Raw genomic sequence first — 15,664 nt, forward strand, 5'->3', positions numbered from 1 at the left:
AACAGATTTCTCCCCATTGAAACTGCCATCAATTAAATTTTTACCATTAAAATGAGTATTTTGGGATATATCATTGATACTGCTTTTTAGCTCATCAATTTCCTTTTGTATTTCCATGCGATCCGATTTTGTGAGGGTATCATTTTCTGCTTGAATCACTAGTTCTCTTATTCTTTGCAAAGGGGGATTTAAGATTTGTGATAATGCTCCTTCAGCTGTATCCAGCAAAGCAAGCCCATCCTGAACATTCCTTTGAGCTTGTTCCAGGCCGCGTATTTGAGCACGCATTTTTTCAGAAATTGCAAGTCCTGCCGAGTCATCAGCTGCAGTATTTATCCTCAAACCTGATGACAGCTTCTCCATATTTAGGGCAAGCTTTCCCTCCTGATTTTTAAGCCTATTTACACTGCGTAGAGCGCTGATATTATGATTAATGATCATTTCAAACACCTATTTTTTTATATTCTCTTTTATTTATCGGATAAATATGGGAAAAGTGAAGTGGTTCGTACAAATAAGTGATTATATATTGTCGGCGATATTTTTAGTAAATATAAGGGATAGTCAAAATTGATGATGGAAGAAACTTTAAATTATTACAAGTAACTTTGTTATATTGTTGTATAGTGGCCGAATGAAAAAAAGAGACCCTAGCAAAACTAGAGCCTCTTTCAAGAATATTAAAATTAACGAAGAAGTTGAAGAACTCCTTGTGGTTGTTGGTTCGCTTGCTTTGCGACTGTATCTTTCGATTACAGAATAGACTATATCTTCATCCATTTTTTCATGGAGCTGGGCACTTCGAACAGTATTTACTGCCCTACGAATCTCATTGTCATAGCGATTGCCTTAGACAGTACATTCTAGTCGTTGAACCTTCTCCAGAGTTTCCTCACAGGAGCTTGGCTGCTGATTATCCATTGTTCATCCTCATCATTTTCAAACCTTCACGCTGACCGTTTCCAGTTACGTTGTGGTTGATGAAGCTTTAGGAAGTTCCAGCAATTCACCCAGTTATACTCCAGCTCGTTACCAAACTGGACGCCCTTCTAATCATTATCTCAAGAGTTGTAATACTCCTTGAGGCATCTGATTGGATTGAGCCAGCATTGCTTGTGCTGCTTGAGAAAGAATAGAATTCTTTGTTTGATTCATCATTTCTTTCGCCATCGTGCGAACATTTACTTTCATAAATGACTAGACTATATCTTCACCCTCAACATGATTTGTTAGGGGTCGGGCACTTCGGATTCACAATGCTGATGATACATTGCTTCACCTATGGATTTCATCACCATAGCTTTCGCCTTAGATGGTCTATCCTAGTCGTTGAACCTTCTCCACTCTTTCGAGGCAGGAGCTTGGCTGCTGATTGCCCATATCTTTTCTTTTTTCAAACCATCACGCTTGTCGTTTCCAACTACGTTGTGGTAAGAAAAGCTCTTAGGGGTTTCCAGCAATTCACCCGATAATGATCTCTAGCCGTTACCAGCTAGGACGACTGTGCTTGTCACTGTCTAGGCAGCTAAAGCATAATCTACGTCACGGATACGAGATTCCGCAGCAGTTAGGTTTTCAGAAGATGTGTTCAAGTTGTTAATTGTGTGTTCTAGACGATTTTGGTTTGCACCTAGTTTAGAACGCTCAGCTGATACCTTTTCAATAGCAGCGTTAATTTTCGTAACCGCATTTCCTGCATTTGCAGCTGTAGAAACATCTAATGCAGCTTCATTAGTAGTATTATTAGTACCATCTGTAACTGTATCGGTTCCAGTGAATCCTGTTGTAGCAGCAGTTCCAGTTAGTCCAAGTGCAGCTGCACGCATATCTTCAAACTCAAGAGTCATGGTCTGATTTTCATTGGCACCAATTTGGGTAGAGAATGATGATTTGGCACCTGTTGCTGGTGTTCCTGGTACTGCTGGTGTTCCTGGACCTGCCGCCACAGCTGCTGTTAAACTTTCAGTCCAAGAATCACCAGTAGCAGCATCCGCTTTAGCAGCAGAGACGTCAAATGTCAATCCTTTATATGCGAATGTGTCACCTGCTAATGTTACGTCATTTAACCCTCCATCAATAGACCAACCAGTTGCGGTCTTTTCAAACGTAACACTTTCATCAGCAGTACCAGTGAAAGTTCCACTAATCTTAACATCATTTGCAGCCGTAGGAGTTCCATCAGCAGTCATATCAGTTCCAGCCGCAAACACAGTTGCTGGTACTGCTGGTGTTCCAGGTCCTGCTGGTGTTCCAGCTCCTGCTGGCGCTCCAGGTGTTACAGTCCCAGCACTAGCATTTAAAAGTTTTTGATTATTAAACTCTGTAGTATTACCAATACGGTTAATTTCAGAAGTTAGTTGGTTAATCTCTTTTTGAATTTCGCCACGGTCTGTACCTGTGTTTGTATCGTTACCGGCTTGAACAGCTAGTTCACGCATACGTTGAAGAATATCGTGAGTTTCGTTTAACGCACCTTCAGCAGTTTGAATCATTGAGATGGAATCTTGTGCATTTTTGCCTGCTTGGTCTAGACCACGAATTTGCCCACGCATTTTTTCAGAGATTGCAAGTCCTGCGGCATTATCTCCAGCTTTGTTAATACTTAAGCCTGAAGATAATTTCTCCATTGATTTACCTTGTGCATTATTTGCACTATTCAACTGACGATAGGTATTAAGCGCTGCAATATTATGATTAATTCTCATTACTATTTTCCTCCTTGAGTGTTGTCCCACATCCATGTGGTTAATTTTTCAGCTGGTCTAAAGTCGGCCGCCTTATGACTAGCTGGTTACATAGTTAATATCGGTTAGTTAAGACAATGTTTAACAAAATAATAAAAGTTTTTTAGTTTTTTTGTCTAAAGAAGGAGGTTATGCTGCCCAGCAATTCGCTTTCTGTTTTGGTGGCGCTGCTGTTTTCCTGCTGGATGGAGAGATAGATTTCTTTTCTATGTATCTCTACATTCTTAGGTGCATTGATGCCGAGTTTGACCTGGTCTCCGTCAATCGAAACGATCGTGATTTCGATGTCGTCATTTAGCATGATTGATTCTTTTGTTTTGCGGGTGAGGACAAGCATTTATTTCCCCTCCTTGGTTATAAGCGGATGCTTAGTTGTATAGGAAGTTCCATTCAAAATGACTTGCTTGCCTTGTTTTTCTTTCTGATTAATGACAACTGGTGCCTGGAGGTTGGCGGTTGTTTTTTCAAAAGGCTCCTGGACGGTTAAGATGGCAAATACAGCAACGTCTTTATCAGAAGAAATGGATAAGGTTTCGGTCACCTCTTCCGGCAGATCAAATTCATAGTCTGTGAAAAAGCTGAATGGCTCCGTCAGGATAAAGGCTGTTTCAGCAGACTTGACCGACTGCAATACGAATAGAGGCGTTTCTTCTATCGGCAGGATGCAGAATTTCTTCTCATCGATAAATCCTGGTATTCCAGTATTAAAATGAATGACTCTTTCCTCGTTTATTTCTACTTCTCCATGAAACTTTGTTTGCAGGTTCATATTTTCACCACATTCCTTTATTCATTGCTGACAAAGTCGATTGTCAGGCTGTTTTTTTCGAGTATTTCGGGTGTGACTTTACCTGGTGTGTAATGATGGATCGGCTTTTGGGTTTCTGCTGAGATGATCGGTTTTTGCGGTGTGGCGTTTATATTGACCTGTGCAGGTTCATACTGCAGCTTCACACTGAAATGGGATGGCAGCCAGCCGATATTGAACTGCTTCTCCGGCCCCTCGCTGTTTGCCTTGGCCTGGCCAGGGATAGGATTCCCCCCGTTTTCAATCTTCATCAGTTCACTGCCTTCTGCCGCTCTCCGCTCAAGGCCTGACAGCCAGTCCTGATAGCCGTTTTGAGCAGCCTCAGCGACTCGTACACTGAGCGACTTGAGATCCACATCTTCCCTTGCTTTTGTCTGATCAATGGTCAGCCTGCCAGAAATTGTTTCAATCTCAAGCTTTGCCTGCGGCTGTTCAATTGACTGGATTGCCTGCGGCTGCTGGATTTCCTGTACTGGCTTTTCGATGTTAAGGCCGAGCCGTACAAAAGTTGATTCCAGCCTTATTTGCGGCACATTCATCCTCTCTGCTCCTCTCTATGAAAAAAAGCTATCACTGGGATAGCTTTCATTTTTATCGTAAAAAATCCATCAAGCTCGGCTGTATGATTCGTGAGCCGATGCTTAATGCAGCACGGTGGACGCTTTCCTGAGTGGTCATCTCCATGATTACTTTTTCCATATCAACATCTTCGTTGTCGGATAGGATGCGGGTGGAGAAAACCTCTTGCTGCTGAAGGCGGTCGTCCATCAGTTCGATCCGGTTCTGCTTGGCACCGATTTTCGCTCTTCCGGCAAGCATTTGGTCGATATATTTGTCTACCTTTTCCAGGTAGCCGCCGATTTCGGGGCTGTCTGCATCCAATGCGTTAATCAGCCCCTGGATGTCTCCGCTGTCTGTCAGCATATCGCCAAAGACTTCATTGCCGTTCATATTCACCTGGATTTTAATATTGGAAAAAACCTCGAGATTAATGGCCCCTTCGCCAAACTGCCCATTTCCTTCAGGCTTTACATTGGTCTGGGTGCCGTTGAAGATATATTTGCCGCCGACCTGGGTTTCCCCAATATCAATCAGATGCTCCTTCAGCTGCTTAATCTCTTCCATTATATTTTTCTTTTGATCGCCCTCAAGCGTCCCATTGCTTGCCTGGACAGTAAGCTCTCTAATCCTTTGGAGTGCCATGATTCCCTTATCCATCGCATCATCCGTGCTGTCAATCCAGTTCTTCGCTTCACCGATATTGCGCTGATACTGCTCGATCCTGTTCAGGTCCGTCCGGTAATTCATCGCCATCATCGCAGAAACAGGATCATCCGAAGGCTTTGTGAATTTCTTCTGGGTGGCGATCTGGTCCTGCAGCTTGCCAAGCTTTGTGTAGCTGTTGCTCAGGTTGCGGAGCATATTATTGGATAGCATTGATTGCGTTACGCGCATTTATTTTCACCTTACCTTCCGACGACGCCCATGCCGTTGATGATTTTGTCGAGCATTTCGTCCACTACGGTTATATTGCGTGCAGCTGCGTTATAGGCATGCTGGAATTTGATCATATTGGTCATTTCTTCATCAAGAGAGACGGCACTGACTGACTGCCTGCTTTTATCAACTGAGTCTGCCAGCACTATAGAGTTATTCGCATTCTTTTGGGCGCTTTGGGAATCGACGCCGAGGCGGCCGATGATTCCGGAATAGTAGGTATCGAGATTTCCAGACGTCATAGAAGCTGGGAATCCTGCGTCACCCTTTGATAAAAAGCTGCCAAATGCCTTTGTCTTTATTTGGGACAATTCATGGGCATTGTCATTATCTCCTGATCCGCCAGTGCTGGTTGCCGCTGCCGCGATCAGGCTGGAATCAGCTAGTATATCTTTGTTTACTCTGATTTGCTGGGCTGGGTTATCCCCTTGAGACGGGTCAAATTCAAAGAATGCTTTTCCTGGATTGCCGTTCAGGTCGAATCCTGATTCATGGATCTTGTTGAATTCCATTGCAAATGCAGTGGTAAAGTCATTGAGCTTCTGCAGCATATCCGGGTAGAAGCCTGCTTTATTTCCGGAATTATCAATATAGCCATAGCTTTTAATCAGACCAGACAGCTCACCTGAAAAGTTCATGCTAGGTAATGCTGCACCGCCGACCCGAACCTCGGTGATCAGTCCGCTGACCAGCTCAAGATCTTCATTTGCAGCATCTGTTATATCAGTAACTTCAAGCAGGTTTGGATCCTTAAGGCCATCCTCCTTTGTCACATCCAGCAGCACGGCAGCCGGGGAAAATGACTTCCCGTCATCTCCGACAATTTCAATCTTATAAAGTCCTTCTGAGATGTCCTTTGCATGTCCGTAGTTATCCGGTTTTACATTGGTCACTTTTATATTAACCAGCTGTGAAAGCTGATCCACGTATAGATCGCGCTCATCATAAAGGTCATTCGGCAGGTATCCATTCGGCTCTACGCTGGCGATCTGCTTGTTGAGCGCATTGATTTGCGAGACAAGGCCATTGATTTCTTTTACCTTGACGCCGATTTCGCTGCCGATGTCCTGCTGGACTCTTGATAGAGAGTTATAGTAGTAGTTTAAAGTGTCAGCGACCATCTGTCCGCTTGCCGCCGCTACGTCGCGGGCACCGGTGTTTTCCGTATGGCTGGCGATATCCTGAAGGGAATTCCAGAACTTTTCCATTGTCGCATGAAGTCCGCTCTCCGAAGGCTCATTCATGATTTCTTCCATCTTGGTGAGCGATTCGCTCATAGAGCTGTAATAGCCGACTTTATTTGCTTCAACACGGTATTGCAGATCAAGGAAGCCTTCGCGGATCCGCTGTACAGAGCCTGCTTCCACCCCAGTCCCCATCTGCCCCGGAACTTGCGGGCGGTTCATGGATGCTGCTGGATACGGCGATGTCTGTTCAAAGTTGATGCGCTGGCGGGAAAAGCCTGGCGTGTTGGCGTTGGCGATATTGTGCCCTGTTACATACAAGGCGCTTTGCTGGGTGAACATGCCGCGGCGGGCTGTTTCGAGTCCCATAAAGGTTGAACGCATGGTAGTTCCTCCGTCTCTTAGGCTTTCGAGTTAAACAGCCCTTGAGAAGGAAGCTGTTTGTTCTGCTGGCCGGCTGCCGGTCCGTAGTTGATATTTTCCGGCTGCGGCCTCATCAGATTCATGGATACATTAATATACTGCAGGCTCTGGTCCAGCAGCTGCTGGTTCAGGTCATTGGCTTCTTTTATATGAAGGATGGCATCTGCCAGCTCTTCCGTCAAAACGGCCAGCTTTTCCTGGTCCGGTAGGCTGAGAACCTCCAGACAATCTGAAATCGTCGGATTCGCTTTCCCCGGTACCAGGGCTGCTGCCGTTTTCTGCCGATCGTTTTCGATCCTTCTGATCGCAGCCACATGGGTCTGTTCTTCTTTCAATATCTGGCTGAGGGCTTCAGTGTCCCCTGCCTTTATGATGCCGGTTTTCCGGGCAGAAAGCTCAGACAGGCTTTTATGGAGCCTGATCAACTTTGCCATATTCTCGAACAATGCTTCAGCGGACATGAAGTCCCCTCCCTTCTGTTAATTCTTTGTATAGTAATCAAGCAGGCTTTTCGCCACTTCTTTTGGGTTTACTTTATAATTGCCGTTCTCGACCTGGATGCGCAGCTCCTCTACTCTTGCCTGGCGCTGCTGGTCTATCTTGGAGGTTTGCTGCATTTCCTTGGCTGCAGACGAAATCTCCACCTTATCCGCGGCTTTTTTCGCCTGGGCATTGGCGCTGTCCAGCTTGTTCTGCTGGCGTTTGTATGGGTTAATTCCTGAAGGTCCAAAATTATTAATCTTCATTTGTTTTCCCTCGCTTTCGACCGAACTAGTCTTTCCTTTATTATCGGCTATACATGGGGATTTTTTAATAAAAAGAAGAAAATACTTCTTTATGCCTATATTATTTACTTGTCATTGATTGAAAAATAGGTGCCTTGCTTCTCTTTAAGCGCCATCTGCTTTTTCCGCTCTTCTTCAGCCTGTAAGGTATTTATATCCTTCCGCAGCTCTTTTGCACATTTTTGGCAGATTTTACCTTCACGGATGTACGCTCCGCATTTATCACAAGGATAGCCAAGATTCGGGAACTGCGCCAGCTTCAGCTTGCCTGTGCGGATGAATTTCAGAATCAGCGCTTCTTCAATCCCTGTCGCATCGACAACTTGCTGCATTGTCGCAGTCCGGTTCTCTCTTTTGCGGATATATTGATAAACCGTTTCGTACTTCAGCTCCTCTTCCTTCCAGCAGTCATTGCATATATCACGGAATTGATTTTTTACAAATACCTTGTCGCATTGCGGGCAATTCGCCAGTTCAGCCATGATAATTCTCTCCTAAATAGGGTATATAGTGGTCACGGTCACCCTCTTGCCAGTGTGAGAGACATGATGTTAGCCGCTCCCGCCTGTTTCAGCGGCAGGGCGGCATGCCGGAGGGTGCTTCCTGTAGTATATATATCGTCAATGAGGAGGAGATTTTTAGCCTCAATTGCGGCTGAGGTGCTTATTTGAAAGATTTCACTGAGATGGATTCTTTCTTCGCGGGATTTTTTGGACTGCTTTTCGGTATGAATTCTATTGAGAAGATGGGATGGTGCTAGGCCTGCGGTGATGATGAGGGCCTCGGCCTGGTTGAAGCCGCGCTCGTATAGGCGCTCGGTGCTGAGCGGTATGGGAATGATGAAATCGGGCTTGAGGGTTTCTATATTTCTTCTTATCTCCTGTTTGAACACTTTGGCCAGGATGTAGTCTCCTCTGTATTTAAAGCGGGCAATCAGCTCCTGTAGAAAGTCATTGTAGGTGTACAGAGAGATATTTCTATTGAGGATGCCTTCCCATTTGGGGTCTTTTTCCCAGCGGATGCAGTCGTAGCAGTTGTCGTTTTCAATGAACTGTGGATTTAGCCCCTGCAGCTGCCTCCCGCAGATATGGCATAGCGCTCCCTTTATCTCTTCGAAGCTTTCTTCACACTCCCTGCATATTACCTTCTCCTCCGTTCGTGTAAACAGCTCCTGCCACCCAATCTCTGCATCAATCTCTTTTTGGCAGATCAGGCAATGATTAGCTTGAAAAAGATTCATACAAGATTAGCCCCCTTCGTTTCGCTTCCCTGTTCATTCCTGTAATCTGGTTTCTCGCTTTGATCATTTCTTCTGTTTTGCCGAAGTGGAAAAAGGTGATGGTGCCGCTCGGGTAATCTGCACTTCTGCCGACGCGGCCGGAGATTTGGACGAGGGCGCTTTCGGTGAATACGTGGTGCTCAGCGCCAATGACGGCTACGTCAATATTCGGGAACGTTACGCCTCTTTCCAGGATGGTTGTGGTTAAGAGGATTTGCGTTTCTTTATTACGCATTTTTTGGACTTTGGATTTGCGGTCCGGGTCTTCGGCATGGACAGAGTCAGTTTGCTGGTGGAGTTTTTGTATCAGTGGAAGAGCTGCTTCCATGATGTCGATGCGGGGGAAGAACAGGAGAATCTGTTTGGAGGTTTGGATGCGTTGGTTGATCCAACTGATGAGCGGATTGGGGAGTTTGCTTTTCTTTAAAAGCTTCTCCCAATTTCCGCACCAGCGGTATTCCGGAACAGGGAGCGGATGGCGGTGGTAGCGCGCTGGAATGGTGACGTGGTCCCTTTTGCCGAATGAGCAGTCTCTCTGCCATTTTTGGTTAGGTGTGGCGGTTAGATAGATCATAGAGGACTCCGGCTTTCTTGCCTGCTGGACGGCGTACTGCAGGGTTTTGTCAATTGAATAAGGGAAAGCGTCGACTTCGTCCAGGATGATGGTGTCGAATGCCTGGTAAAAGCGGAACAGCTGGTGTGTGGTGGCGATGGTGAGCGGGGCGAAGAGATGGCGGTCTTCGCTGCCGCCGTAGAGGGATGCTACCGTTATTTCAGGGAATACTTTCTTCAGGCGCGGAGTGAGTTCAAGGACTACATCGGTCCGCGGTGTGGCGAGGCAGACCCTTTTTCCGGCTTGGAGGGCTAGGTCGATGCCTGCAAACAGGACTTCGGTTTTTCCGGCGCCGCATACCGCCCAGACGAGGAGTTCTTTGTTTTGCTGGATAGCTTGTGCTGTGCGGTTGGAGGCAGTCTGCTGGCCGTTGGAAAGATTGCCTGACCATTCCAGGTAGGTTTTTGGCTGGGGGTGGGGGGATTCTGGTCCTTGCCAGCTGAGGAGCGGGGTGCAGGAGCTGACCCGGCCCATCATGATGCAGCTTCGGCAGTAGAGGCAGTCTTCTTCGCATCTGGCGCAGGGGAATTTGGCGAAAAGATGAGTTTGAGTGTTGCCGCAGCGGGCACATTGAGGTTTTTTGCCGGCGAGGAGGATGCCTGGGCGATAGAGAATGTAGCCATTTTGGTAGTGCTGCTCGATTTCTTGTGCAGTGAAAGGGAGTTCGTCTGTGAGGAGCTGCTTGCCGATGAGCATTTCGGCCAGTTTTTTGTCCGGATTGAAGGCTGGATTGAGGGGAATAGCCGGAATTTCAGTGAGTTTGGAGATTGGTGTGCCATTTTGGTCCTGGTTGAGGCGCCCTTCTTGGATTTTGAACTTCAAAACTAATCATCCTTTCCTGGTTATTTGCGGGATTTTAGATATATTTGGTTCCGTCAAGAATTATGTGTAAGCATATGCACTTCATGAGTTATCGTTATATTTAGTTTAGGGGGGGAGTCAGGCAGCCGAGGCTGCCTGACTCCCTGACTATGCGTTTTATGACTTTGGATATCGCTCATCAAACATGTTCAATATTGTTTCATAGGCCAAGCCGAATCCACCGAGTTTCCTTCTTGCCCATCGATCATTATAATCGATAGAAGTAAGGTATATAATCTTCTCGGCTGCTTCAATATTAGGTAAGCTGTTCATTGTCTTTAACCTTTTACGCACTTCCTTGTTGGTACGCTCAATTAGGTTTGTTGTGTATATATACTTTTGGATTTCCTCAGGGTAGTGTAAAAAAGTTAGGAGGACTGGGAGGTCCTCTTCCCATGAGGCCAGTTCCCTGCTATAAGTCTTTTTCCATTTCTCCTTAATCTCTTTCAACACTTTTTCTGCTTCTTCGAATGTGCTTGAAGTGTATACTCTTTTTAAATCCAAGCTTAGCTCTGCCTGATCCTTTTTTCGTGCTTTATTCATAGTGGAACGTACCTTATGAACAACGCAGCGTTGAACATCAGCTTTTGGAAAAATGGATTTAAAGGCCTCTTCGAGACCTGGAAGTCCATCAAATACGCCAACTAAAACTTCCTGGACGCCTCTTTTACGTAAGTCCAGAAGGATCTCCTGCCAGCCGTTTGATGATTCCACTCCGCCTACATAAAATCCAAGGATTTCCCGATGGCCTTCTGGAGTGTACCTAAAACAATATAAACAGCCTCTTTGCCTACAGTATCTCTGCGGACTTTTACGAATAGCGCATCAAGGAATAAAGCACAGTAACGTTCCTTCAGAGGCCGATTCTGCCATTCAATAACGTCCTCCATAACAGCCGAAGTGATATTGGAGATTGTCCCTGGGGAATATTGTTCACCAAGCAAACTTTTCATGATCAGCCCAACCTGCCGAACACCAACTCCATGTTGATAGAGCTGGACAACGAGTTCATCTACGGCCACCATACGTCTTTTATAGGGTTCGAACATTTGGGTAGTAAAATCGCCCTTACGATCACGGGGAACTGCCAGATCCTCAATCCGGCCATAAATGGTGTCAAGAGTCCGTGAATAATACCCATTACGTGAGTTTTCTTCGCCGACAGGCTCATTTTCTAGGACATTCTTTATCTCTTCACGCAAGATATTTTCTGCTTTCTCTTTAAGGAGGTCCTGCATAGAAAGTTTAAGGATATTGGCAAAATCAAGGTCGTCTATGTTAAAATGGGGCATGGATAAAGTGCTCCTCTCCTAAGGTTATTGTGGTGATAACTCAGAGGGTACTTTGTCCTTTTTTATTTGTCTAGAAAAAGGTCTTACACATACTTTTATACACCATCATATATTTGCGAGTTTTGAGTTTTATTTGCGACTTTTTCATTATATTTGCGAGTCCAAGCCATTTATTTGCGACTTTAACGATATATTTGCAACCTCTCCCTTGGGCAGCCTTCCCCGCGAGATGCCGAATCCCCCTTTTATTAGCAACTTCCCCGATATATTAGCAACTTTTCTCTTTTATTAGCAACTTTCCCCATATATTAGCAACTTTCCATTTTTATTAGCAACTTCCACCATATATTAGCAACTAGCCCCCTTCCCACAATCTGCCCCAACCCAAAATCCGCCCATCCCACCTTCCCATTAACCCTCAAAACCCCAAACTCTCCCCCTAGATTCCCCCCTCAATTTCCTCTATAATAAACCATGAAGAATCCACCTAAAAAAGGAGATTTACATATGGAAAAAACCTTAATTTTCGGACATAAAAACCCAGATACAGATACAATCTGCTCAGCCCTGGCATATGCGGACCTAAAAACACAGCTTGGCCATGAAGTCGAGCCGGTGCGCCTTGGCGAGATCAACGGCGAAACGCAGCATGCGCTGACTAAGTTCAACGCTGAAGCTCCCCGCCTGATCAGCAATGCAGCTGATGAAGCACATACTGTCATTCTTGTGGACCATAATGAACGCCAGCAAAGCGCAGACGGAATCGAGAGCGTTCGTGTGGCTGAGGTAATCGACCACCACCGTATTGCCAATTTTGAAACAAGCGATCCTTTGTACTACCGCTGCGAGCCTGTCGGCTGTACGGCTACGATCCTGAACAAAATGTACAAGGAAAACGGCAAGAGCATCCCGCAAAATATTGCCGGCCTTATGCTGTCTGCGATCATTTCTGACTCCCTTCTGTTCAAATCACCAACTTGCACTGACGAAGATGTGAAAGCTGCACATGAGCTTGCGGAAATCGCGGGTGTGGATGCGGAAGAGTATGGCCTTGAGATGCTGAAGGCTGGTGCCGACCTGAGCGATAAGTCTGCTGCACAGCTGGTCAGCCTGGATGCGAAGGAATTCCAGATGGGTTCTGCTAAAGTGGAAGTGGCGCAGGTGAACGCCGTTGACACGAATGATGTGTTTGCGCTTGAAGAGGAATTGCGTGCGGTGATCAACAGCACAATCGAGGAAAAAGGCTTGGATCTGTTCCTGTTTGTTGCAACGAATATCCTGACGAATGATTCTGTTGCACTTGCACTAGGCAAGGAAACAGCTGTTGTCGAGAAAGCATTCAATGTGGTGCTTGCGGATGAAAAGGCTGTCCTGCAGGGTGTTGTTTCACGTAAAAAACAAATCGTTCCTAACCTGACTGATGCATTAACAAAGTAAAAAGTAGCCGCTCCGACAAAATTCCGGAGCGGCATTTTTTATTTCTTATACCAGCCAAGCCCCATTGAGCCTTCGCCAAGATGCGTGCCGATGACCGGGCCGAAGTAGCCAATCATGAATTCAACGTTCGGCAGCTCTTTTTCCAGCTCTGCTTTCCACTCGTCAGCTTCCTTCTCACGATTCGCGTGGATGATGACGGCGCGGTAATCACCGCCGCCGGCAGCAGCATCGCCAAGAAGGTCGGCAATCCGCTTCATCGCTTTTTTGCGTGTGCGGATTTTTTCAAATGGCACGATGACCTTGTCCTGGAAATGGAGAAGCGGCTTGACCTGAAGCAGGCTCCCGATCAATGCCTGGGCGCTTGAAAGGCGGCCGCCGCGCTGGAGATGGGAAAGGTCGTCCACCATGAAGTAGGCACGGACCGTCTGTTTCATTTTCTCCAGGCGGGACATGATATCCTGCGGATCCTTGCCGGCAGCTGCCATTTCCGCAGCTTCAATGACATAGAAGCCCTGGACCATGCAGCTGATTTCAGAATCAAACGGATACGCCCTGATTCCTTCAACCATGCTGCCTGCTGTGACGGCTCCCTGATAGGTTCCGCTGATGCCGCTCGACAGATGGATGCTGATGACCGCATCATAGTCGGCCGACAATTTTTCAAAAAGCTCGACGAATTGGCCAGTCGATGGCTGAGAGGTCGTCGGCAGCTCCTTATGCTTTACTTCTTCGTAAAACGCTTCTGCTGTAATTTCTACCTCTTCCTCGTATGTTTCGTTTCCGAAAATGACGCTGAGAGGGATCATATGTATGTTGAGTCGATCCCGCAATTCCTTGGGGATGTATGCAGTACTGTCTGTTACTACGGCTGTTCTCATATAAAGAGTACCATCCTTTGTTTTTTCTCTACTATATGTCCAATTTATATTTTATATGAAAACAAGGGAAAATCCTAGGGAGAAAAGAAAGCTTAATATTTGAGGATCACAATTGTAATGCGGCGAAAAAGAGAGGGGCATTAATTAGAAGCTACGGGCAGCAGATGCGAGAGCTGCCTCCGGTTGATTTCATCAGCAATCAGCCGAATAAAATCAGTATCCACATCACAAAGCAGGGCATCCTCGAAAACTTTAAACAAATTCTCATCGGATAAAAGCAGCAGGCTGGACATATGTTCAAAACCTCCATCTATTACTTTTATCCTATTTTTAACATAAGATTACATATATTGTAAACTAGTATTTTTCATATATCTATTATGCATAAAAACTATCATGATTCCTCCGGCTCCCAACCCATGCATGAAAATAAATCTCCTATGTCCATAATGTAGAGGACACAAACAGATTATAGGACGTGGCTTTTTATGGTGGCGAAGACCCTGTAATAAAAACTGTTTGAGTGGATTTGGTGATCAACCCTTTGTTGGCTCATTCCCTTTGGGAAGGATGACCACGTACAGAAAAATGCCTATTTTCAAATCCACTTGCTGTTTGTGATCTAACATGCGGAGGATTGGTATTATGGATGTATTTATTGAACGTTGTGCAGGTCTTGACGTTCATTCGGAGACAATCGTTGCCTGTGTTCTGACGGGCAAACAGGACGAAGATTTGATTAGGGTAACTGAAACCTTTCCAACCTTGACGAAAGATCTCTTCCGTCTCTTAAAATGGCTGGAAGACCATGGGGTTTCCCATATTGCGATGGAAAGCACGGGAGTATATTGGAAGCCTGTATTTAATATCCTTGAAGACTTTTTTGATATTACTCTTGCGAATGCCCAAAGGATCAAGAACGTCCCTGGAAGAAAAACAGATGTTTCCGATGCCGAGTGGATTGCCAAATTATTGCGACACGGACTCATCGAAAAGAGTTTCGTGCCTCCGTCCGATATCCGGGAGCTACGGGACCTTACACGCCTTCGAAAAAAGTGGATAGGTCATTTAACTTCCGAGAAGAACCGGATTCAGAAGGTTTTGGAGTGCTCAAATGTAAAGCTGAGTTCGGTTATTTCCGATGTCTTTGGGGTTTCAGGGAGAAAGCTGCTTGAGAGACTGGTGGAACAGGGATACGTAGATGGCGATGATGTCGAAAGCCGGATACACGGAAAGATGTCATCTAAAAAACAATTAATTACTGACTCGCTCTTCGGCACGATCAATGACCATCAAAGATTTCTAATCAAACAGTCTTGGCTTCATATTCAACAGCTAGAGGGACATATTGTAGAGGTGGAAAAAAGAATTGACCAGCTTCTAGAGGAATATAAAGAAGAACTTCATTTACTTCTGACCATTCCTGGAATAAAGAAAGATACAGCAGCTATCATTATTGCCGAGATTGGAGTGGATATGAACCAATTCCCAACCTCTCAACACTTAGCTTCGTGGGCAGGTGTATCTCCTGGCAATCATGAAAGTGCAGGGAAACGCAAGAGTACTCGGACAACCAAGGGAAATCCGCACATTAAATCAGCCATGTGTGAAGTAGCCTGGGCCGTTTCAAGAAGTCGAAATAGGTGGTTAGCTACGAAATACTGGTCTACTGCGGCTAGGAGAGGAAAGAAAAAAGCACTCGTTGCGACATCGCATCGAATGCTTCGAATCATTTACTCCATGCTTATAAACAAGGAGCCATTTAAAGAAAGACAAGTTATTTAGTATAACCAAAACCAAATAGAAGTATACACGGTTACCCTCCTACCGGTAGCCCTGCTTTCTTATTGGCTTTTTTAGGTT

At 45.6% G+C, this 15,664-nt stretch carries 15 protein-coding genes and 3 pseudogenes; 2 read left to right on the forward strand and 16 right to left on the reverse strand.

Translation table 11 applies throughout. The features are described 5' to 3' along the window. Positions 1-33: 33 nt before the first annotated feature. From N288_RS24910 to N288_RS20495, 14 genes and pseudogenes are all read right to left on the reverse strand, one after another. Positions 34-441: pseudogene (locus N288_RS24910) on the reverse strand (flagellin N-terminal helical domain-containing protein); the annotation flags it as partial. A gap of 615 nt (positions 442-1,056) precedes the next feature. Beyond that, positions 1,057-1,191: a flagellin gene (locus N288_RS24915; protein ID WP_009792986.1), complete on the reverse strand. Its 135-nt coding sequence runs from the start codon at positions 1,189-1,191 to the stop codon at positions 1,057-1,059. A gap of 338 nt (positions 1,192-1,529) precedes the next feature. Beyond that, positions 1,530-2,705 (reverse strand): annotated as a pseudogene (locus tag N288_RS20440) (flagellin N-terminal helical domain-containing protein); the annotation flags it as partial. 142 nt (positions 2,706-2,847) lie between these two features. Beyond that, a complete protein-coding gene (gene csrA, locus N288_RS20445; RefSeq protein ID WP_009792984.1) occupies positions 2,848-3,081 on the reverse strand; it encodes a carbon storage regulator CsrA in 234 nt (77 codons plus the stop codon). Further along, on the reverse strand, positions 3,082-3,513 hold the full coding sequence (gene fliW / locus N288_RS20450) for a flagellar assembly protein FliW (RefSeq protein WP_009792983.1): 432 nt from the start codon (positions 3,511-3,513) through the stop codon (positions 3,082-3,084). It lies immediately after the preceding gene. Between the two features lie 17 nt (positions 3,514-3,530). Beyond that, a complete protein-coding gene (locus N288_RS20455; RefSeq protein WP_009792982.1) occupies positions 3,531-4,091 on the reverse strand; it encodes a DUF6470 family protein in 561 nt (186 codons plus the stop codon). A 52-nt stretch (positions 4,092-4,143) separates the two neighbouring features. Next, positions 4,144-5,007, reverse strand: coding sequence for a flagellar hook-associated protein FlgL (flgL, locus tag N288_RS20460; RefSeq protein ID WP_022544403.1), 864 nt, complete (start codon positions 5,005-5,007; stop codon positions 4,144-4,146). A gap of 11 nt (positions 5,008-5,018) precedes the next feature. Then, on the reverse strand, positions 5,019-6,617 hold the full coding sequence (gene flgK / locus N288_RS20465) for a flagellar hook-associated protein FlgK (protein WP_022544404.1): 1,599 nt from the start codon (positions 6,615-6,617) through the stop codon (positions 5,019-5,021). A gap of 17 nt (positions 6,618-6,634) precedes the next feature. Continuing rightward, on the reverse strand, positions 6,635-7,117 hold the full coding sequence (locus N288_RS20470) for a flagellar protein FlgN (protein ID WP_009792979.1): 483 nt from the start codon (positions 7,115-7,117) through the stop codon (positions 6,635-6,637). An 18-nt stretch (positions 7,118-7,135) separates the two neighbouring features. Then, positions 7,136-7,402, reverse strand: a complete 267-nt coding sequence (gene flgM, locus N288_RS20475) for a flagellar biosynthesis anti-sigma factor FlgM (protein WP_009792978.1) — start codon at positions 7,400-7,402, stop codon at positions 7,136-7,138. Between the two features lie 104 nt (positions 7,403-7,506). After that, on the reverse strand, positions 7,507-7,923 hold the full coding sequence (locus N288_RS20480; RefSeq protein ID WP_009792977.1) for a TIGR03826 family flagellar region protein: 417 nt from the start codon (positions 7,921-7,923) through the stop codon (positions 7,507-7,509). Between the two features lie 38 nt (positions 7,924-7,961). Beyond that, positions 7,962-8,681, reverse strand: a complete 720-nt coding sequence (locus tag N288_RS20485) for a ComF family protein (protein WP_009792976.1) — start codon at positions 8,679-8,681, stop codon at positions 7,962-7,964. Continuing rightward, positions 8,662-10,155: a DEAD/DEAH box helicase gene (locus N288_RS20490; RefSeq protein ID WP_022544405.1), complete on the reverse strand. Its 1,494-nt coding sequence runs from the start codon at positions 10,153-10,155 to the stop codon at positions 8,662-8,664. Before N288_RS20490 ends, N288_RS20485 begins: the two co-directional genes overlap by 20 nt. A 156-nt stretch (positions 10,156-10,311) precedes the next feature. Then, a pseudogene (locus N288_RS20495) lies at positions 10,312-11,486 on the reverse strand (IS256 family transposase). A 507-nt stretch (positions 11,487-11,993) separates the two neighbouring features. Between N288_RS20495 and N288_RS20500 the strand changes: the two are divergent. After that, positions 11,994-12,923 carry a manganese-dependent inorganic pyrophosphatase gene (locus tag N288_RS20500; protein ID WP_009792972.1) on the forward strand — a complete coding sequence of 310 codons (930 nt, stop codon included), beginning with the start codon at positions 11,994-11,996 and terminating at the stop codon, positions 12,921-12,923. A 38-nt stretch (positions 12,924-12,961) separates the two neighbouring features. Here N288_RS20500 and N288_RS20505 read toward each other — a convergent pair whose 3' ends face one another. Both N288_RS20505 and N288_RS24920 read right to left on the reverse strand, forming a co-directional pair. After that, positions 12,962-13,801: a DegV family protein gene (locus tag N288_RS20505; protein WP_009792971.1), complete on the reverse strand. Its 840-nt coding sequence runs from the start codon at positions 13,799-13,801 to the stop codon at positions 12,962-12,964. Positions 13,802-13,941: 140 nt separating this feature from the next. Further along, positions 13,942-14,094, reverse strand: a complete 153-nt coding sequence (locus N288_RS24920) for a sporulation histidine kinase inhibitor Sda (protein WP_009792970.1) — start codon at positions 14,092-14,094, stop codon at positions 13,942-13,944. A 352-nt stretch (positions 14,095-14,446) separates the two neighbouring features. On the opposite strand from N288_RS24920, the gene N288_RS20510 reads away from it, so the two are divergent. Further along, entirely contained in the window at positions 14,447-15,586 is a 1,140-nt protein-coding gene (locus N288_RS20510) for an IS110 family RNA-guided transposase (RefSeq protein ID WP_022544409.1), read from the forward strand. The last annotated feature ends 78 nt before the right edge of the window (positions 15,587-15,664 follow it).

The sequence above is a fragment of the Bacillus infantis NRRL B-14911 genome, assembly GCF_000473245.1.
Lineage (GTDB): Bacteria > Bacillota > Bacilli > Bacillales > Cytobacillaceae > Bacillus_AB > Bacillus_AB infantis.